15 protein-coding genes and 5 pseudogenes are annotated in these 19,591 nt (G+C 58.1%); 9 read left to right on the forward strand and 11 right to left on the reverse strand.

Going from position 1 to position 19,591, the window contains the following annotated elements:
- Positions 1–498: 498 nt before the first annotated feature.
- Positions 499–2,232 carry an SAVED domain-containing protein gene (locus tag DFLDMN_RS23740; RefSeq protein WP_224039289.1) on the reverse strand — a complete coding sequence of 578 codons (1,734 nt, stop codon included), beginning with the start codon at positions 2,230–2,232 and terminating at the stop codon, positions 499–501.
- On the opposite strand from DFLDMN_RS23740, the pseudogene DFLDMN_RS23745 reads away from it, so the two are divergent.
- A pseudogene (locus DFLDMN_RS23745) lies at positions 2,180–2,398 on the forward strand (transposase domain-containing protein); the annotation flags it as partial. The gene DFLDMN_RS23740 and the pseudogene DFLDMN_RS23745 sit on opposite strands and share 53 nt — an antisense overlap.
- Positions 2,399–2,413: 15 nt before the next feature.
- Here the strand turns inward: DFLDMN_RS23745 and DFLDMN_RS23750 are convergent.
- The 3 genes and pseudogenes from DFLDMN_RS23750 to DFLDMN_RS23760 all read right to left on the reverse strand — a co-directional run bounded on the left by DFLDMN_RS23750 (position 2,414) and on the right by DFLDMN_RS23760 (position 5,273).
- Complete coding sequence (locus DFLDMN_RS23750; RefSeq protein WP_043355374.1) at positions 2,414–3,640, reverse strand: hypothetical protein; 1,227 nt, start codon at positions 3,638–3,640, stop codon at positions 2,414–2,416.
- Positions 3,641–3,962: 322 nt separating this feature from the next.
- Positions 3,963–4,085 (reverse strand): annotated as a pseudogene (locus DFLDMN_RS23755) (hypothetical protein); the annotation flags it as partial.
- Positions 4,086–4,127: 42 nt separating this feature from the next.
- Positions 4,128–5,273 (reverse strand): sterol desaturase/SRPBCC family protein, encoded by a 1,146-nt coding sequence (locus DFLDMN_RS23760; RefSeq protein WP_043355372.1) that lies wholly within the window; start codon positions 5,271–5,273, stop codon positions 4,128–4,130.
- Between the two features lie 165 nt (positions 5,274–5,438).
- Between DFLDMN_RS23760 and DFLDMN_RS23765 the strand changes: the two genes are divergently transcribed.
- The gene (locus tag DFLDMN_RS23765) at positions 5,439–6,353 is read left to right on the forward strand and encodes a LysR family transcriptional regulator (protein WP_043355370.1); all 915 of its coding nucleotides are present in this window, start codon (positions 5,439–5,441) and stop codon (positions 6,351–6,353) included.
- A gap of 586 nt (positions 6,354–6,939) precedes the next feature.
- Here the strand turns inward: DFLDMN_RS23765 and DFLDMN_RS23770 are convergent.
- From DFLDMN_RS23770 to DFLDMN_RS23790, 5 genes and pseudogenes are all read right to left on the reverse strand, one after another.
- Complete coding sequence (locus tag DFLDMN_RS23770) at positions 6,940–7,962, reverse strand: LacI family DNA-binding transcriptional regulator (RefSeq protein WP_043355368.1); 1,023 nt, start codon at positions 7,960–7,962, stop codon at positions 6,940–6,942.
- Positions 7,963–8,086: 124 nt separating this feature from the next.
- Entirely contained in the window at positions 8,087–8,719 is a 633-nt protein-coding gene (locus DFLDMN_RS23775) for a tripartite tricarboxylate transporter substrate-binding protein (RefSeq protein WP_231108945.1), read from the reverse strand.
- A 121-nt stretch (positions 8,720–8,840) separates the two neighbouring features.
- Positions 8,841–9,283, reverse strand: a pseudogene (locus DFLDMN_RS23780) (transposase); the annotation flags it as partial.
- A gap of 221 nt (positions 9,284–9,504) precedes the next feature.
- Positions 9,505–9,966, reverse strand: coding sequence for a group II intron maturase-specific domain-containing protein (locus DFLDMN_RS23785; RefSeq protein WP_224039293.1), 462 nt, complete (start codon positions 9,964–9,966; stop codon positions 9,505–9,507).
- Between the two features lie 28 nt (positions 9,967–9,994).
- A pseudogene (locus DFLDMN_RS23790) lies at positions 9,995–10,357 on the reverse strand (IS5/IS1182 family transposase); the annotation flags it as partial.
- 215 nt (positions 10,358–10,572) lie between these two features.
- Between DFLDMN_RS23790 and DFLDMN_RS23795 the strand changes: the two are divergent.
- A pseudogene (locus tag DFLDMN_RS23795) lies at positions 10,573–11,583 on the forward strand (IS110 family transposase).
- Between the two features lie 582 nt (positions 11,584–12,165).
- Here the strand turns inward: DFLDMN_RS23795 and DFLDMN_RS23800 are convergent.
- Together DFLDMN_RS23800 and DFLDMN_RS23805 are read right to left on the reverse strand one after the other, a co-directional pair.
- The gene (locus tag DFLDMN_RS23800) at positions 12,166–12,504 is read right to left on the reverse strand and encodes a DUF5615 family PIN-like protein (RefSeq protein WP_423200320.1); all 339 of its coding nucleotides are present in this window, start codon (positions 12,502–12,504) and stop codon (positions 12,166–12,168) included.
- Between the two features lie 259 nt (positions 12,505–12,763).
- The gene (locus DFLDMN_RS23805; protein WP_043355366.1) at positions 12,764–13,411 is read right to left on the reverse strand and encodes an IclR family transcriptional regulator; all 648 of its coding nucleotides are present in this window, start codon (positions 13,409–13,411) and stop codon (positions 12,764–12,766) included.
- A 94-nt stretch (positions 13,412–13,505) separates the two neighbouring features.
- On the opposite strand from DFLDMN_RS23805, the gene DFLDMN_RS23810 reads away from it, so the two are divergent.
- The 6 genes from DFLDMN_RS23810 to DFLDMN_RS23835 are packed head-to-tail and all read left to right on the forward strand — an operon-like array spanning position 13,506 to position 19,562.
- Positions 13,506–14,489 (forward strand): Bug family tripartite tricarboxylate transporter substrate binding protein, encoded by a 984-nt coding sequence (locus DFLDMN_RS23810; RefSeq protein ID WP_043355363.1) that lies wholly within the window; start codon positions 13,506–13,508, stop codon positions 14,487–14,489.
- A 24-nt stretch (positions 14,490–14,513) separates the two neighbouring features.
- Positions 14,514–15,383: a VOC family protein gene (locus DFLDMN_RS23815; protein ID WP_052495072.1), complete on the forward strand. Its 870-nt coding sequence runs from the start codon at positions 14,514–14,516 to the stop codon at positions 15,381–15,383.
- Positions 15,383–16,798 (forward strand): aldehyde dehydrogenase family protein, encoded by a 1,416-nt coding sequence (locus DFLDMN_RS23820; protein ID WP_043355360.1) that lies wholly within the window; start codon positions 15,383–15,385, stop codon positions 16,796–16,798. Before DFLDMN_RS23815 ends, DFLDMN_RS23820 begins: the two co-directional genes overlap by 1 nt.
- A 13-nt stretch (positions 16,799–16,811) precedes the next feature.
- Positions 16,812–18,080 (forward strand): CaiB/BaiF CoA transferase family protein, encoded by a 1,269-nt coding sequence (locus tag DFLDMN_RS23825; protein ID WP_043358200.1) that lies wholly within the window; start codon positions 16,812–16,814, stop codon positions 18,078–18,080.
- Entirely contained in the window at positions 18,077–18,817 is a 741-nt protein-coding gene (locus DFLDMN_RS23830; RefSeq protein WP_043355358.1) for an enoyl-CoA hydratase/isomerase family protein, read from the forward strand. The genes DFLDMN_RS23825 and DFLDMN_RS23830 overlap by 4 nt, the downstream gene beginning before the upstream one ends.
- Before the next feature lie 7 nt (positions 18,818–18,824).
- Positions 18,825–19,562, forward strand: a complete 738-nt coding sequence (locus DFLDMN_RS23835) for an enoyl-CoA hydratase/isomerase family protein (RefSeq protein WP_222205859.1) — start codon at positions 18,825–18,827, stop codon at positions 19,560–19,562.
- Positions 19,563–19,591 lie beyond the last annotated feature (29 nt).

The following is a 19,591-nucleotide window of genomic DNA, read 5'->3' on the forward strand; positions in this document are numbered from 1 at the left end:
GCCCGATCAACTCTCGGCAACTGACCCAACGTTGGACATTGATCGGCGCTTTCAATGGCTGGAACGCCGCCGCACGCTCCAATACGAGTGATTCTAAGAAAGCTGACGGTACATGCGACGTGAGCCACTCCGCGTACGCGCTGGTTGCGCTAGCGTAATTCGTATTGTGCAGAGCCGGTCCAACCCTGTGCATGGGAGCACGTGCGATACAACTTGTTGCCTCGGATTTCATATTGAGGAACTGCGCTCCAGCTGTCTGCATGCGACACGGTACGGTACACCTTATCGCCACGGATCTCATACTGAGGCAGGCCAGTTCAACCGCTAACATGGGACACCGCCCGGTAGACCTTGTTGTCGCGAATCTCGTATTGCGGGAGGCCAGTCCAGCCATCGACGTGGCTCACCGTTCGGTAGCTTTTTGCCATCACTTTCGCCAGATATGTCCCACACCAAAGCCACATCGGCCCAGTCATTCGGCAATGCCTGACGCGCGTGCTAGGTCGGGAGCGTCAGGGAGGCTTGATAGCCGCCGCCAAACGCGCCCTCGAAGTCATACTCATACAAGGTTGTTCGTCCCATACCCGGCTGACGCTGGCCCAGGAAGAACGTAAAGGCGTTGGGCGCCGCAATAAAAATATGCATTGGAGGTTTCACGTCCTTCCGCTCCATATTGATGCGCTGAACCAAGGCTTCGGCGAGTTCGAAAGCGTGCCTGCCGCTTGCGACCGACTGCGCTCCCGATCCGCACGACGGTTTCGCGACTAATAGCTTGCTGACGCCAGGCAAGGCGGTGGCAATATAGCCGCGCACCGCGTCGGGAATATCGTGGGTGAGCGCAACAGCCACGGCCATCTCTCCTGACTCTGACGTCAAGTCTTCCACTTCAAAGTTCCACGTCGGCCAGTCTGGATTGGTGAAAGTGTCCGTCGCGCTCCAGCTTTGCCGGTCGATCGTACGCTGCTCGATTTCCACGTGCCGTCCAGACTTGATGTTGACGACGGACCCAGCGGCAAACGCCAGCGTCAAGTGGGCGTCTAGCGCCAGGAGTAACGGTTGCGGTTCGCGCGCCGCGTCAATGAGAAAGCGCTTGAGCGCGGGGTACAGGTTGCCGGTCCAATCTTGCTGGTCGCGAATGGCCCGATCGTTGAAATACGGTATCAAGTCCAGGACGGTGCTGCATCGTTCCTCTAGTCGGTCGAACGCGTGCTCGAACGACTTGACACCCACTAGTGTCCTTGGAGAGTTCCTTTTCGCAAACAGATTCTCGCGCTGGCAGGCGTCCCGAAAGGTGTCCCGCGTGAACTCGAGGCGACCCTGGGCGAGCCATTGGAAGACGATGTCGTCATACCGGAAGCTACTCTCGTTCAGCGGTATGCGAAGCAGTCCCCGGTTCTCGAAGTGCATGTCCAACAGTTCGCGGAGGTCATCCAGCGATGTGGAGTCGGTGTCGAGCGAAAGCGTGCGGGCCAGTAGACGCAATTCGGCATCGTCGATGCCCAGATGTTCCCGCCACAGTTTCCGGATCCGGCCTGTCGCCGACGCATCGGTCTTCGTGCCAAACAACTGCTCCAGGCGAATGGCTTTGTGACGCTGATGGATAAGGGGTCGGAGCGGGTCGGTCTGCGCGATCCGCCAGTTGGTTAGCAATTTGAATCGGACCCCGATCCCGTCTTTCGCGTGGGCGTGCTGAGCATTTCGGGCCCGCTGAAGAAAGGAAAAACGATTGGCGTTGATCCACTCGGGATCTATGAGGTCGCTATGTCCGAAGTCGCTTACCGAAACGTGCCACTTGCATTGCGTGTACTCCCGCAGGATTGGTTTTCCTTCTGGGTCATTTGGTGCACGGCTGGGGTCATATTCCACCCATACGTCGTCGAAGCCTTTGGGACCGGATTCGAAACCCACGCGAATGACGGGGCTGTTAGGGTCAAGCAGGCAAACGGCCTTGCGCCAGAAAATCCGGGCCTGGAAGTTGTCGCCGTCCCGACGCACAGGCGCTTTAGTTATCGGCAGTCGATAGCTGACGCGCGGCGGGACATGCATCCGCATCGATGCCGTAGCCCAGCAAATGCAGGGCCGCGGCATGGATCGACGCGTGTTCGTTCGATATAGCTCCCGCGAAGCTTCCATAATTGCGAACTTACGATAATTTCGATTATGGAAGGGCTTCCATAATCGAAAGGCATGGCTCTTCGCAGACACCGTGGCCGGCGCCAAGGCAAGCGCCATGATCTATAGCCTGATGCTGACGTGCCGGGCCTGTGACGTCGAGCCATATGCCTATCTGCTCCACGTGCTCACAGAGTTGCCACAGCGAACGCCAGACGCCGACATCAGCGACCTGTTGCCGTTCAGCTTCGCCCCGCCGAAAGCCGCCCCGCCGCATCCTGCCTGAATACGCTCGTCGCACTCAAGGTGTGCCGAAACTGGCGCTTACGATGGGCAAGCCCTTTCGATGCCGGGCGCCATAGTTGACCAACGTAGACGCGTTGCTCCGCAGGTACCCGCAGACCTTATCTAGATTCCACCACAGCGTACTGAATTCATACCCCGCTCTGGTCAGGAGCTGCGCGTCCAATGCCTTGATGCGCTCCAACGCTTTGCGGCCCTTGCCATGCCACGCGAGCCACTTGGCGTGCGTGATTTCGGTCTCTATCGACTCTCGTTCCAGTGAATCGATAACCTTACTGCCGAACACGGAACGCTGCGCCGCTTTGAACTTCATAGCGATGTGGAACCAATCGAGAATCCTGCCGCGTGCGAGCTGACTGCCCCGGATGGTCTTCTCAAATTCACCGGCGTCGTCGCTGATCACGGTAACGCGCTCGTCGGTCGCCACACCGTTTCGAGTGAGAAATTGATCCAGCCGCGCTACTGCCGAGGTAACTTCCCGGTGCACATAGGCATAGAACTTTGGCGGCCTGTCGGTGAACGTCGCTCGTCCAGCGATGAGGTTGACATGTCGGCCAAGGCCCCTCACCGAGTCGCAATGCCGCAACCACGCCGAGTCAACGCTCACGGTCGCGACATGGCTGGATTCGCGAACCTGGACGCCTCCGTCGAAAGGGGGCAGCTTCGCAATATCACGCTCGATGTCAGCGTCGAGTTGCTTTCCGATAGCACGAATCCGATTTCGAGTGCCGCTGAACGAAATGCCCTTGTCCAGAGGCAGTATTTCCTTCAGCATCGCCGTGGCCTGCCGATATGGCAGATGGCTTGCCCACTTCGCCTGGAGGTATTCCAGCTCTGGCGTGGCGCGATTAGTCAGCGCTTTAGACAAGGGATGGATCACGGATCGTGGCGTCGGCACAGTCCGTTGGCAAGCACACGACCACAGCCTCGGACTGTTCACCATCACCTTGCCATACACCGTGCGCACCACCGTCGAGCGCTGGTCCTTGTGGCTCAAAGCCGCCCCGCAACTCCTGCAATGAGTCTGGCCCGAAAGCCATCCCGCGACTTGTTTCGAAACCAGCTCGGTCTGAACCTTGGCCAACAGCGAGCGGCCCTCCGCGAGGGTCAGGCCCAGATCCGCAAGACTACCGTCACGGCGCTCGATCACTGCCAAAACGCCCTCACCGGCATGGCCAATATCGCTGCCCTCGTCCGCCAACCTGGCTTCGATGATCAACCGCATGGCTTGCTCCCACCGTTGCGATACCGATCAGCCTAGTTCACATACAACCGGCGCGGTGCCTAAGCGGCACTTTCTTGGTGTCCTCCCCAACCTTTGCACGCTCTCCAACGGATAGCGAGAAGATGTTGTTCGAGCGTGAGAAACGCAAATACAATGCGATGCATAGGCCAGTCTGTTCTGGTTGTCGTGTGGCGCCTGGAAAACATCGCACGATATCAGAGCAGTACTGGCCTTCCTTATGTCCGTTGCGTCTCGCGCTGATTGCGGAGATGTTCAGAAAATCGCCCCAGCCGTTCGCGGGATAAACGGCCCTCCCCAAACCTCAGATTGCGCGGGACGTAACAACCCGCAGCCGCAGAAGCTCGATATTGGCGCGGCCATACATTTGGCGCTTGAGGAGCTTGAGCCTGTTGACATGACCCTCCGTCTGGCCATTGCTCCATTGCAGCCTGACACGCGCGGTGGAGCCTGCATGCCCCCATGCCCTTCATGTCGCCTGTTTGGAAGCACAATCCGTTTCTGCCGCGGGAAGAACACTCTCGGAGACGCTGCGCAGCTTGTGAAGCAAGGCAACAGAGTCGCGCTCAATTCGCTTACGCAAAACCAGCCGATCAGCCATGCGGGCCACCACACTGGAAAACCGATACTCCAGCGTCCGCACGAAGCGCGTGCCAGTGGCTGTGCCGATGCACTCATACGTGACGAACATCTCAAGACCCCGGTTGCCACGGGCCCGGGTTCGCCAGAGCCGATCCGGAAGACTTTCCACGACTTCCCACTGCAACTTGCCTGCACGGCCGCCGACGTACGCAAAGTGGCTCCCAACCGGCAGCGACCCTCCCTGCCCGGTGATCGCTACGTGGTAAGGATGCCACTCGTGCCAACGAAGCGGAGTACTCACGTAGGCCAGTACCTGGCTTGGCGTCCGGGCGATATCAATGGAATGCTGCATCTTGACGGTGGGGACCAGGCTCTCGCTTGCTTCTTCGGGCTCCCAATGAAGGGTTCCATAGATCCAGTCCCACAGTGGAAACACTACGGCGAAGTTCTTGGTCTGCATCAGGTCACGGCGGTGATGCAACTCATGCAACCGCCGCATGTGGCGAATCCACGGCAGGCGACAGATCGGATTCTGCGGCGGGAGGTGCTCGCAGGCATGAAAGATCTCGTAGCTGAGATAGCCGCCCAGTAGCGTGGCGGCAAACAGCGCAGCGACGTTCGCATTGACCAGGCCGATGATCGACCAAGCGAGCAGCGCGCCAATGCTGTAGACAACGATCAGCCATGCCGGGAACAGAATCACCCGCCAGTCCTTGGCGAACTCGTAGCGCATCTGGTCATCTGCGAAAAAACTATGATGGTCGCCCGTGTGGCGCTGGTAGAACGCCTTCGCGAATCGCTTCTTGTTGTGCCCGAGACCCTTATGGGTGCGGTACTCGCCACTGCTGTAGAAAATTAAGGTGGCCGGCACAGTTAGCCACTCCACCGCGCTGACGTGGTCCAACTTGTTCAGCAAGAAGAGGATCAAGGTCACGCCGAAAACAAGAACGAAGCCAGCATGCAGCCAGGGGTTGTAGTAAGGCGAAATGTTCGCCCGGTATTTCTTCCGGAAGGTTTGGGTATCAAAAGACATGATCGGCTCTCAAAGACTGTTGCGCTGTCGGGCTCGCGATACGTGGCCAGTTCCGCCAAGCCCCCGCGGACCTTTCTGACGTCTGGCGCCAGTAGGTCGCTTGGTGTTGTAGTCTATTGGTGCGATCATTTTCATTCCAATGGATATTGATGATGAGAATTATTGATGAATCAGAATTTGCAGCAGATTGATCTCAATCTCCTCTTCGTGTTCGACATGCTGATGCAGGAGCGCAACCTGTCACGCGCGGCCGAGCGACTGCACAAGAGCCAGCCGGCGGTGAGCAATGCGCTCAGTCGTCTGCGCGAGCAACTGGGGCAACCTCTTTTCCGCCGTACCGCTAAGGGACTCGAGCCCACTGCCGGGGCGATGACGCTGCACGTGCCGGTACGGCAAGCCCTGCGCTTGCTGCAGGCAGGGCTTGCCGTTCAAGAGAGTTTTCAGCCGGACACGGAGCGAACCTTCCGACTGTCGATGAATGACTATGGGCAGCTACGGCTGTTACCGAGCCTGATGACCCGGCTGATGGCGCTGGCGCCGCAGGTGAAGCTGCAGGTACTGTCGGACGAAGGTGCCCTGATCCCGCAGCGACTGGCCAGCGGAGATCTGGACTTGGCGATTGATTACCTGTACTTCGACGACGCCGATTTGCTCTACCAACCGATTCACGAAGAGCGCCTCGCAGTTATCGGCCGACCGGGCCACCCTGCATTCAGGGAAGGCCTCGACAAGACGGCGTATCTGGCCGCACAGCACGTCTCGCTCTTGCCGCGAGCCGGCCGCGGCAGTCCGCTCGAGATCGTCCTGGGCTCGGCCAAAGTGCAGCGCCATGTGCAGTTGCAAGTTCCGCACTACCTGACCATTCCAGCCATCGTCGCCAGCACCGATTTGCTGGGTACCGTGCCCTGGCACTTGGCCAGGCATTTCGTGCACAACTATGGCTTGCAGCTCGCGGAGCTTCCTTTCGAAACGCCTGCGGTGCAGGTCAGCTTGATATGGCACCGTCAACAACAACACATGTCTGGTCTGCAATGGCTGAAGGAGCAAATTGCGCAAGTTGCACAGACCGAATCGAGCTGATGTGGCGGGCCTCATTGGGCTGCCTGCGCGATGGATCTTTGAATCCATAGTGGCGCTGCCTGCGCTGTGTCGGGAAATCGGGCGGCGCGTTCGAGCCCTGCAGCCGCACCAATAAAATCAAGGGTTTACAGGGGTTTTCCTGTAAACCCTTGTGCATTTTGCGGTCTATGTAACCGCCATGTAACCCGATTGGATCGCCGCGATCCATCTGGAACCATGTCCTGCCTGCGCCTACAGTTGCTTCGTGCCCCATTTGCTCGTGTGGCACATAGGTCTCGCGCGATAAAATCCTACCCACTGCATCAAAGGGGACCGGGGTCGTGTCACAAGCAACAACGCCACAAGAATGCGTCGCTGCCGCAAGGCAGCTTTATGCCGTTTTGAAAGGGCATCTCGATCGTCCAACTTGCACCAGCAGGATGTGCGGAATTCCCTCGTGAGGCGATGGGCCTCGATGGAAGACCGTTCAACGTCATCGACCGTCAGACCAAGGCTCGCGAAATCATGCGGCTATGGGAAGCCTTGGGACGATCAGGACAGTAATGCATGATGGCAAGGTGTTGCACTTTTGATTTGAGGCCGCCATTTATTGTCGAGGTGGCGCAGTACTTTCGCGAATTACTAGGTCAGGCTCGAACTCGGTCTGGATGTTTTTGGCTCCTCCTTCGATCTGCTCAATCAAGTTGCGCGAAGTAAGCTCGCCAATCAGAACGGGATTCGAGTGCACTGTCGTTAGCGCGGGTGTTACCAGTTCCGCCATCTGCCAGTCGCCGAAGCCTGTGACAGAGATGTCGCTCGGAACCGAAAGTCCCAATGTGCGGCACTCCGCGATCGCCGCCACAGCAATGAAGTCATTGATGCATATCAGGGCGGTCGGCTGTTCCCGATGCAACAGCAAGTCCTTGCGCTGCAGGCAGACGCGCACCGCTTGTCGCACAGCAGATGCATCGTAAGGGGTCGGAAAAATGCGGTTATCGGGTAAGGAAATGTCGTTCTCGCTGAGGACGTCTCGGATCCCCAGAAGCCGTTGAGACGATAGAAACTGAGTTTCGAGAGGACCTGGGAGCACTGCAAACTGCCGGTGTCCTTGTTTGACTAAGTAGGTGGTTAGCCTGCGCATAGCCAAGCGGTTGTCATACCCCACCGTCGGATGCATCCCTTCGCGGTCCACGGCCCACATTAGTACATACGGGATAGCGTGCTTGTGTATCAGCGAGAAGACTTCGGGATGATGTTGTGAACCGATTATTGCGATCCCGTCCACTCTACGCTCCAATAGGGCGCGGGCGCAGCGCAATTCGGTCTCACTGTCGTCCCGATGGCAAGTCAACAGAACGGTATATCCAAGCCGGTCGAGCTGGGCCTCCAAGGTATCTACTGCTTTGGCGTAAAGTTCATTCATCAGTGTCGGCGCAATTATGCCCACCGATCGCGTGCGCCCCTGACGTAGTTCGCGAGCCGCCGAGAAGGGAACGTAGTTGAGGCTTGCAATAGCGTTCTGCACTCGCTCCAGCGTGTCAGGTCGCAGCCTATCCGGCGATGTCAGTGCACGGGAGACTGTTGCCGAGGAAACGCCGGCGAGGAGGGCGACTTGCTTGACATTCACCATATCGGGTCAGATGTTATCTTCAGCCGGAATGACGGCCGTCTGCCATCCATTGTAACGATTGGTAGTCGAAAGCAGTTCCCGTCGTTGGAGGGTTCCCGAAGACGGATCGACATCCCTGGTGAGGCTAGTCGAGCCGGACCTTTGCTGAATCTGCCACTCGCTTCCACTTCGAAACTTCGGCGCGAAGCAACGCATTGAACGCCTCAGGCGTGCCGCCTGCGATCTGCGCTCCTTGAGCCATCAGCTTGTCGCGGACCTCCGGATCCTGAAGGGCTTTGTTGAACTCGCTGTTCATCTTAGCAATGATGGCCTGTGATGTCCCGCTCGGGACCATGAACCCGCCCCAGGAAACGGCTTCGTAGCCGTTTATCCCGAGTGCTTCATCTACCGTGGGCACATCGGGCAGTGACGGTAATCGAGTCTTGCTCGTGACCGCGAGCGCCCTGAGCTTTCCACTCTTGACTTGCGGCATTCCCGCGAGCGAGGTGGGAAGGGCAACATTGATCTGCTGACCGAGCACGTCTGTGAGCGAAGGCGCGTCTCCCTTATAGGGAACGTGGTTCATCTTGACGCCAGCCATGGTACTAAGGAGTTCCCCGGCCAGATGGCTGCCCGAACCATTGCCGGCGCATCCAAAGGTGATCTGCCCTGGCCTAGCCTTTGCCATCGAGACTAGTTGGCGCAGGTCCTTTATTGGCGAATTTGCTGCTGTGACGATAATGAGCGGCACCGTTGTCACTAAGGAATTGCTGATCAATGAGGTTTGCGCTTGATGTTGCACAAGCCAAGGACTTCAGCTTTCGCAATCCGGGAGAGATGGGCCGATTCAAGCCGTCTTTCTCGCGTTTCGCACCTTTCCTGGTCGCGCTTTTGCGCGCTCAGGACGGATTGCTCCCCTCTAAGGACAACAACAGCCTCCTGGCGAACACCAGATTCGCCAAACCAAACAGGCTGAACAACTGCGCCGTGTTCTTGAACAGGCCCTTGTAGCGAACCTTGCGATGACCAAACAGATTCTTGATAACGTGGAACGGATGCTCAACCCGCGACCGAATCTGTGCCTTGACCCGCTCGACGGCGATCAGCAAGTCCTTGACGGCTCCGTCACACATCGCCTTGATCTTGCCGCGCTTGACGGCCACCTGCCACTTCACGGTCTTGCCTTGCATCTCCTCGCGCTTGTCCACGCCCGTGTAGCCCGCGTCGCCAAACGCATGCTCCTCGTGGCCATGCAGCAAGGCATGGGCCTGCGACACGTCCGACTCTTGGCCGCTGTGCCCACCACGCTATGCACCAGCCCAGAGGCCGCATCCACGCCGACGTCGGGTAGCAGCGGCGCATTTCTGCGCCACTGCCCCCTAAGGTAGGGTCGAGAACTGGCGCGCGCACCTTCAGGTGCCGGTGGTGATTCCACCGCTTTCGCGATGGCCCGCAATCCGGCGACCATAGTCACGTTTCCAACTCCCGCCACGTCAAACGCAGCATGCGGTTTTCCCGCACTACGCTTTCCTGTTTGCTTCATGTCAAGGTATATGGGACCTATCATGCCGGGGCCGCTTTCGTCGATGGTCGACGACGAACCCGATAGCCGTTGAACAGCTTCAGTTCGTCATAGAGCCACCGCCTACTCCACGTCTTCCAGCCGAAGCCCCGACGATTCCGGGAGCGCTCCAGATGGCGCCTGACCTTCTTTTCCACCCAGTCCTGGATGAAGCTGAAGCACTCACTGGAGTGTCCGACCGCGAAGTAGTTCACCCAGCCACGTAGCACCGGATTTATCAGTTGCACCACCCGATCCACCGGCTGCGACTGGTATCGCCTGAACACCTCCTTGAGTTTGCGCAGCAACGCCGTGCGTTTCTTCAACTTGGGCGTATAGTGCGCTCGCCACACCTGTCTCTTTATGCTGCGCAATCGACGGAAGTCGAATCCCAGAAAGCCAAAGCTCTCACCGCAGTCCAAATCCACCGTGCGACTCTTCTCTTCATTGACCTCGACCTGCAACTTGGCAAACTCTTCCCGAAGCCGTCGGCTTTCGCGTCAGTTCATGCTCGACGAGCAGGCGGCGAAACTTCAGCAGCGTGGTCGCGTCTGGCACCGCCTCGACTGCCAGGTCGATCCCGGCAAACGCCCGCATCGCCATGCTGTCGTACAGCGCGTCTTCCAGTGCCTCGTCCGACAGCCCGTACCACTGCAGGAGGAAGTAAATGCGCAGCATCCGCTCAAGGCCGATCGGCGGCCGGCCACGTTTGCCCTTGGGGTAGTACGGCTCGACCGCCGCAATCAGGCGCGCCCACGGCACCACGCTCTCCATCTCCGACAGGAAGCGCTGGCGGCGCGTCACACGCTTCTTGCCGTGACTTTCCGCTTCCGCAAAACTGATCTGTCGCTTCATCACAGGACCTGAATCATGGACACGCTCATGACAACGCGCTCACCCAATGCCTCGATGACTCGCGCACTGATTTAATCAGATGGTATGGACGCCTCCCCCCGGCAACGGGGCGCCGCTTACCTGCAAGAGTAACTGTAAGGGTCCTCGCTGCCATGGCATCCCTATGCCAAAGTGGAGGTGTCGATTGCAAACGACCCTGATCGGGACGATCCAAAATGAAGCTTACCGTCATCGGCATGGATATTGCCAAGCATGTCTTCCAACTTCATGCGGTGAATGCCAACACCGGTGAAATCGAGCGCATCAAGTTGAAGCGGAGCCAGGTCACCGACTTCCTTGCTCAGCGGGAGCGTTCACTCATTGCCATCGAAGCTTGCGGCAGCGCCCACCGTTGGGCACGAGAACTGCAGAAGCTCGGCCACGAAGTGAAGCTCATCTCTGTGCGATCGGTTCGTCCCTTTGTGTTGCGTAATAAAACCGACGCTGCCGATGCCAGAGCTATCTGGACAGCAGTCCAGCAGCCCGAGGCGCGGTTTGTTGCGATCAAGAGCGAGCAGCAACAGACCATTCTGGCGCTGCACCGCATCCGGGCTCAACTGATGAAGTTCCGGATCATGCAGACGAACGCATTGCGCGGCTTACTCTATGAGTTTGGTGAAGTCCTTCCGGAAGGATCTCGGGAATTTGCCGAAAAAATTTCTGGTGCGCTTGCCAAGATCGCGAATCGCTTGCCAGCCATACTGATCGACAGCCTACGAGAGCAATGGGCACGCGTGCAGGCAACCGACAAGGAAATCGCTGTGCTGGAACGTCGGCTCAAGGTTGCGCTTTGCGACAATCAGGAATGCCAGAAGATCGCTGAAATTCCTGGCGTGGGGCTGCTAACCGCCACGGCTGCGGTGGCTGCGATCGGCGATGCCAAAACGTTTCGCTCCGGGCGTGAGTTCGCTGCCTGGTTAGGCTTGGTACCGAAACAAACGGGCACCGGTGGTCACGTGCGCCAGCTTGGCATTAGCAAGCGAGGTGACACCTACCTGCGCACCCTACTCATACACGGCGCCAGATCGGTGATCATCAAAGGCGCATGAACCGCCTGGCTCGACGGATTGCTTCAGCGACGTCCTTTCAATGTAGTGGTGGCTGCCGTAGCCAACAAACTCGCCCGGACCATCTGGGCGGTGCTAGCAAGGGATACGAGATACACGGCACCCGCCATGGCTGCATAGCCAGGTGCGTGGCCCGCCTGAACTGACTTCTTCTCAAGGAGCGCAAGCATTGATCGCATGATGGCTAACAGGTTGGACCGGGGCGAGGAAAACCCGATAGGGAATGTGAGCAGCAACGCTCGATGATCAGATGAGGACCTCGCCAGCGAATTCCATATGGGCCAGCAGGCTGAGCGGCCTGCACAAAAGGGCCGGACATAGGCGTGCTGCCTTCACCTGTCGACCACCATGTCAATCGGCTTGCAATCCGGGAGGCGTCCACATAAGGCGATTCCCTAGTGACGGATCGCGCCGCAGCAACTATGACAGTTGTGCATCGCCAGAACACCGGGTTGTCGCGCCATCATCAGTACGAGCACGCTGACAACCAAGGTGGCCGCATTGATCTGGAGTATCGGATGCGGGCTCAAAGTACTGGCTACTGAGCGGCCCCAGATCTCAATGCCTTTACGTTGACCGCCAGCCAAAGCGGCAGTGTCGCAGACACCACGCATCAGAACAGCTTCGAAGATTGATCCTGCCCGGCAACTTTCATGTCGCAGAATCGTCTGCGTAGCTAGGTACGCCTCCGCTACTCCCAAATTAGGGCGTCATCTCCTGGATGCAGCTTGATGCGGGTTTCAACGTGCGTTCCTTCGGCGCGAGTATGCCTGCGGACGGTCCATTCTCGATCGTCTGTTGCGAAGATATTGGCGCCAACATGGGCGTTGCCGTACGGGGCGTTAGTATGCGCAAGTGATCTGCTAATGCGATTTCCAGCGTCCCATTGCCAGTTGCAGCTAGTAGAACGACCACGCCTGGGTTACGGTGAAATGGGAAGCGCTGATTATCCAAGAAATCAGAATCGTGCGTCAGTATGATGCGTCGCGTTTCACAAGCCGTCGCGAAACTGGCCTCGTCGGCGTGTCCAATGAGCGCCATGCTAGGGTAAGCCGCCTACTTTTCCGATGAGAGTAAGGCGTCCGGGCCAGCCCTTGCGCCCGCAGCGCTCGTGCCGCCGTGATGCCGTGATGCCGTGATGCCGGCGGCGGGTGTCCCGACGACTACGATGTGCTCACGGGAAATCATCAGAGATCCTCGTGAACCTCGATTGCAAGCGCCGGACAGATCCCAGCGGCCAAGCGGGCAGATTCGTGTTGATCAGTCGACGGTTCCGCACCCGGGGCGATGAGCGAACTCCCTACGCTGGCCCCATCCCAACAAGCCTTGAGACCATCGCTGCGGCATTCTGAAGTGTTGGAATGATTTCATTCTCGATCCTTTCGGGTGTCGCCTCGGCTGGCGATGTGGAAATCCCGATAGCCAGCTGGCGGTTGCCAACCCGAGCAAGCGGGACTGCAACTGAGATCTGATTGCTCTCTGGATACTCGACCATCGCCCATTCACCGACCCCGAGGGTCAACGCCTGTGTGAGCGCGCTACTTGGAGGCAGGATGCTTCCAACCCGGAGATTCATCACCACGAGGCGACGGCGTTCCGCGAGTGCCATCGCCCTTCCAATAATGATCACCCCGTCGGGGTTCGCTTCACCCAGGTTGGATGTTCCTGCGTACGTGTCAGCCAGTTGCTGGAGCATCTGCTGAACCGAGTCTGTCACTCCCAAACTTTCCAAAGCAGCAAAGCCGATTTCGAAGACTCGGGTAGTCAAGCGCCATTGGTTGCCCTCGCGCGCGACATATCCCTCCTCCTCCAAAGTCAATAGAAAGCGCAGAACGGTCGGGTGCGGCAGGTCTACGGCACGCGACAACTCCGCCAACGTAGGTCGCCCGTTCTCTCGGAAAGCGCGCAGCACCGCTAGACAGCGTTGGATCGATCTATTATTCTTCATTCGTACACCCTGTGTACCGCTAGTTCACCTAGTGAACATCATAAACCAGGTGCCCTTGAGATGCAACCTGCTTCTTGAGGTCAGGAGACAACGAATGAAACGATGGATATTGGGCTTTAGCGCCGCTGTGGTGGGGTGCTGGGCAGCGACCGGTCAATCTGTTGCGAACGCCAGCGAGTCCTGGCCGAGTCGCCCGATCAAGTGGGTCGTGCCGTATCCGCCGGGCGGCACCACTGACATGCTGGCACGTATCGTCGGTGCCAAGCTCTCTGAACGACTCGGGCAGCCCGTGGTGATCGAGAACAAGCCAGGCGCTGGGGGCGATGTTGGCACGGCCTATGTTGCGAAACAGCCCGCTGATGGATACACCATCGTTATGGGCAATATTGGTCCTATTGCCATCAACCCCACGCTTACTCCCGACGCTCGCTTTTCTCCCACGCGAGATCTCGCGCCGGTGACGCTCCTGGCGGAGGTTCCCAACCTGCTGGTGGTCAACCCGCAACTGCCGGTCAAATCGGTGAAGGAACTCGTTCAGTACGCGAAGCAACAGCCCAATCCCTTGTCGTACGCAACGCCTGGCAACGGAACATCTTTGCACTTGGCGGGTGAACTGTTCGCTTCGACAGCGGGCCTGCGCATGGTTCATGTGCCATACCGCGGTAGCGGCCCCGGCCTGAACGACACGATGGCAGGCCATGTACCGATCATGTTTGACAACATGCCTTCGGCATTGAATCTCGTAAAAGGCGGAAAGGTTCGCGCACTCGCCATCACGAGTGCTGTCCGTTCCCCGTTGCTGCCGGACGTCCCAACGATGACTGAAGCTGGTCTGAGCAACTATCAGATCACTGGTTGGTTCGGCGTCTTGGTACCTGCCGCAACGCCGAAGCCGATCGTCACCCGTTTGGATGCCGAAATTCAAGCTGTACTCAAGATGCCTGACGTCCGCAGCAAGATTGGCGACATCGGCGGAATCATCTCTGGCGCAGGACGAGATGAGTTCGGCCGATTCATCCAGCAGGAGTCGGCGAAATGGCAAAAGCTCATTCGTACCGCGCACATCACCGTGCAGTAGGTCAGTTACTTTAAGGAAGAAGCAATGTTGAACTCGGTTGACAGAATCCTCGTTGCGGTGCGCGACCTCGATCAAGCAGAGCAGAACTACAGGGAAGTACTTGGGGCGCAGTATCTTGATGAGCTTGCAAGCGACCATCTGAATGCCCGTGGCCGTAGCCTGGTAATCGGCGAAAGCACGGTCGAACTTTGGACCCCGCGGGGAGCAGGGGTCGTAAGTGATCATCTTGATAGCTTCGGGGAAGGCCTCTTCTTTGGAGGGGTCTCGACAGCTAGCCTGGCTGAATGCCAGAGGTTCCTTGCCGAGCAAGGTATCCGATTTGCTGAAGCCGACGGCCGTCTCTATTTGAACGCGGGCGGCCTCTATGGCATGCCACTCGTTGTCAGCGAAGCGGCAGCGCGGGTTCGAGCGAATGGTCCTGTGTCGTTTCTGTACGAGCTCACCATGGTTCTCAGCACCGACTGGCGAGAAGTCGCGGATTGCTACGCGCGAAAACTGGGCCTGCAGCGCGACAAGGCAGTAGACATCACGTTCGCGCGATTTGGCTATGAAGGCACGCTGCTGATGTTCGCGCCGGATCGTCTCGATCGCATCGAATTGGCTGAAGCGCATGATCCCGCCTTTGCCATGGGCAGGTTTTCGGGCAAGCGAGGTGACGCACTTTACATGTGCTACATCGAAACGCATGATTTGGCGGACGTAATCAGGCGACTCGAATCGCGCAACGCAAAGTGGACCCGAAGGACCGACACGGGCAAGCCCGAGCAGGACGGCCTCTGGATCCATCCGAGCGCGCTGAATGGCGTCCTACTTGGTGTATCCCGAACCTCGTTGGCGTGGGGATGGTCCGGTAGCCCCGAGAAAGTCGAAGAGATTTCAGAGGTGCAGTCGTGATGCCGGAGATCTTCGATCAGCAATACATCGGGGGATCGTGGCGCCGTGCTTCTGGCACACAGCTCATCGACGTAGAGGACCCGAATACTGGCCTGGTATCGGCCCAAATTCTTCCAGGTACCGAGGAGGACGTCGGTCTCGCCTTGGGTGCCGCGCAGAACGCATTGGCCAGCTGGTCCGCAACATCCGTGTCGGACAAATGCGCAATTCTTAATCGCCTAAAAGACCAACTCACAAATCGGCAGGAGTCGTTGGCCGATGCTATCGCGGCTGAGGTTGGCACGCCCTTGAAGATCTCACGCATCGTTCAAGTCGACTCGCCCATTCGGAACATTGGGAACTTCGTAAAGCTGGCGGAAGGATTTCCATGGCAATCGCGAACGGGCCCATCTGTCATCGTCCGGGAGCCATTCGGCGTCGTGGCATGTATCACGCCATGGAATTTCCCGCTTCATCAGATCATTCTGAAGGTGGTGCCCGCGCTTCTGGCCGGGAACACAGTCGTGCTCAAACCAAGTGAATTGACGCCCCGAACAACGCGCCTTATCTGCGATGCCATCAATGACGCAGGCTTTCCTTCGGGCGTGGTGAACGTTGTGAACGGCTTGGGTGCGGTAGTGGGCGCAGCGTTGGCGCGAGCTGACGGCGTGGACATGGTTAGCTTCACAGGATCCACGGAAGCGGGTCGTGCAGTGTCTTGCTTGGCCGCGTCGACCATTAAGAAGGTGACGCTGGAATTGGGCGGCAAGTCGCCTTCCTTGGTATTGCCGGGTGCGGACCTGACTGTGGCCGTCAAGGGAACGCTCGCTTCCTGCTTCCTCAACAACGGTCAGACTTGCAGCGCGCTGACCAGGTTGATTGTTCACTCGCGTGATGTGTCGGCCGTCGAAGCCCTGGTGAAGCAAGAACTCGCCAAGTTCTCTGTCGGATCCAGCCTCGTCGAAGGCCATCGGATCGGCCCGCTCATTTCTGGCAAGCAGCGTGACCGCGTGCAGGAACTAGCGGAAAAAGGGGTAGCGGAGGGCGCCACGCTCATCGCGTCAGGCCAGGATGTTCCGCCTGCAGGATTCTTCGTCAGCCCGAAGGTGTTTCTCACAGATCAACATAACTATCTGGCCAAGGAAGAGGTGTTTGGCCCCGTGCTCTGCGTGATTCCCTACGACGAAATCGACGACGGCATCCGCATCGCCAACGCAACGGTGTATGGCCTGGCGGCGGCCGTTTGGGGCGATCCTGACCTCGCACTCGACGCCGCTAAGAAGATTCGTGCAGGACAGGTCGATATTAACGGCGCCCGATTCAACCCCGTAGCGCCCTTCGGCGGCTTCAAACAAAGCGGTGTTGGCCGGGAGGCGGGTCACGTCGGTTTGGATGAGTTCCTCGAGTACAAATCTATCCAAATGAACGAGGGATGACGGGATGTCTCTTATGCAGAAACAAGCTCTAGGGAACATTCGCGTATTGGATATGACGCGAGTGCTCGCAGGGCCATGGTGTACCCAGATGCTGGGCGACATGGGAGCCGATGTCATCAAGATTGAGCACCCATCGCGAGGGGATGATACGCGGCAGTGGGGGCCGCCGTATGCGATGACGAGTGAAGCGGAAGTGCTTGAGGATTCCACCTACTTCGCTTCCGCAAATCGGAACAAACGATCGGTTGGCGTGGACATCGCCAACCCAGACGGTGCGGATCTGATCCGTAAGCTCGTTCTTGAGTGCGACATCTTTGTAGAGAACTTTAAGGTTGGTGATCTGGCTCGTCGAGGGCTTGACTACGACAGTCTGAAAAAGATCAATCCGCGCCTGATCTATTGCTCTATCACCGGGTACGGCCAATCCGGGCCGTACGCTGACCGCCCCGGCTACGACTTCGTTTTCCAGGGGGAAAGCGGGCTGATGAGCATAACGGGCGAGCGTGATGACGAGCCTGGTGGTGGGCCACAGAAGGTCGGGATCGCCATTGCTGATCTGACGACGGGACTGTATGCGACGGTCGCGATCCTCGCCGCGTTGAACCACAGGAATGTCACGGGAGAAGGTCAGCACATCGATTTGGCACTGCTCGATTGTCTGGTTGGCTTGTCGTCGAATCAGGGATTGTCGTGCCTGATCAATGGCGCCGAACCGCACCGGTGGGGGAACGCGCATCCGTCTCTCGTACCGTATCAAGTCTTTGATACGGCAGACGGTAAGGTGGTAGTTGCTGTGGGGAACGATTCCCAGTGGCAACGCTTTTGCCAAGCGATCGACGCCAAAGAACTGGCCCGGGATTCGACGTTCTATTCCGCATCCGGACGCATTCGGAATCGAGAGGCGCTAATTGCGCAGGTGTCGTCGGTTCTTGCGGCGCGCCAAACCGAGCATTGGCTTGCCGCGTTCTCCGCAGCGGATATCCCGCACGGTCGTATCAATACCTACAAGGAAGCCTTTGCTCACCCACAGGTCATCCACCGTCAGATGGCGATCGACGTGCCGGTTGACAAAGGTATCGGCTCGGTACGGGGCATCGCCAATCCCATCAAATTCAGTAAAACGCCGGTGCACTACGTTCGGGCGCCCGCGAAACTCGGTCAGCACACAGAAGACGTGCTTTCCGACTTGCTAGAACTTTCCGCGGACCACATCGCCGGTCTCGAAGAACGTGGGGTGATTAGTTGCCAAACGTCAAAAAAGACACTTCAGGAGCAATCATGAGCATCCAAGCTAATAATGTCGGAAACGTCCTGGAGATTTGCATTGCGCGTCCAGAAAAGCGCAATGCGATCAGCGCCGCGATGTACCAGGAACTGACCCGTCTTCTGGATGAGGCCAACGCGGACAAGGAATGTGCCGCAGTCATCGTGCATGGTGCGGGCGGACACTTCACTGTCGGTGCCGATATCAATGATTTCCAGACCCGGCGGGGTAATGAAGATTCCCCTGCTGTCACGCTTCTCCGGAAGATGGCCGCGATCGATGTGCCGCTAATCGCAGCAGTCGAGGGACTGGCGATTGGAATCGGCGCCACGATGCTGCAACACGTCGATTTTGCCTACGCATCCCAAGATGCGCGCTTCCGCATGCCGTTCGTATCGCTGGGTCTGTGCCCCGAGGGCGCATCCAGCTACCTGCTCGAATCGCTGGTAGGTGTCCGGAAGGCACGTGAGTGGTTGATGCTTGGAAAGTTCTTTGATGCAGAAGAAGCTTTCGATGCCGGGCTTCTGACGTCGCTGACGCAGGACGGGGAAGCCCTTGCACGGGCGCGCGAAACGGCTGCCGAACTGGCAAAGCTTCCCAAGGCTTCGGTACGCGCGACAAAGCGGATGTTGAACCACGAGAATCGTGCCGCTGTGGGTTCTGCGCTCGACCTGGAAGTGAAGATGTTCGCCGAACTCTTGAATACCGAAGCCACTCAGGAAATCTTCAAATCCTTCCTGAACAAGAAGCGTTAAGAACGCCATGGCCGAGTTGATAAAAATCGAATCAGAAAATTTCGTCCGGGTCATTACGATGAATCGGCCGGATAAGAGAAACGCGCTGAACTCGGAAATGTGCGACGCGTTGCACGACGCGTGGCAAGACTTCGCGGGCTCAGAGGATCGCGTTGCCCTGCTACGTGCAGAGGGGTCGGTGTTTACGGCAGGCCTCGACACGAACGATCCACCGGATTCCTTTTGGCATGCCATTCCCAATGTCGCATTTGACATTGGAAAGCCGGTTATTGCAGCGGTTAATGGCCCCGTGATAGCGGCGGGCGTATCGATGCTTGCATTCTGCGATCTTTGTGTAGCGACTTCGGCAACGACCTTCGTTTATCCCGAAGGTCGCCTAGGCATGGCAGCCGGCTTGATTAGCTCGCTGGTCGGTCGGATTCCCCACAAGATCGCGATGGAGCTCATGTTGACCGGGCGCCCGGTATCCGCCCAACGGGCCTATGAAGTCGGATTCGTAAACGAACTCTGTGAACCAGGAAGCGAAACAGAGGCAGCTCTAGTGACAGCGCGTCAGATTGCGAGCGCAGCGCCGCTGGTACTGCGTTTCCTCAAACAGGCGGCGAGACACTCGATTCCGGTAGGACTGGTTGAGGCAGGCTATAGCGCCCAGTGCCAAGCTCAGATGCTGGCCAGGAGTGAAGACGCCCGGGAAGGGGCGTTGGCGGCCAAGGAGCGTCGCGCTCCCGTTTTCGTGGGCCGCTAGGACTAACTAACACAGTAGGGGACTGAGAA

The sequence above is a fragment of the Cupriavidus sp. H19C3 genome (assembly GCF_049393815.1).
Taxonomy (GTDB): Bacteria; Pseudomonadota; Gammaproteobacteria; order Burkholderiales; family Burkholderiaceae; genus Cupriavidus.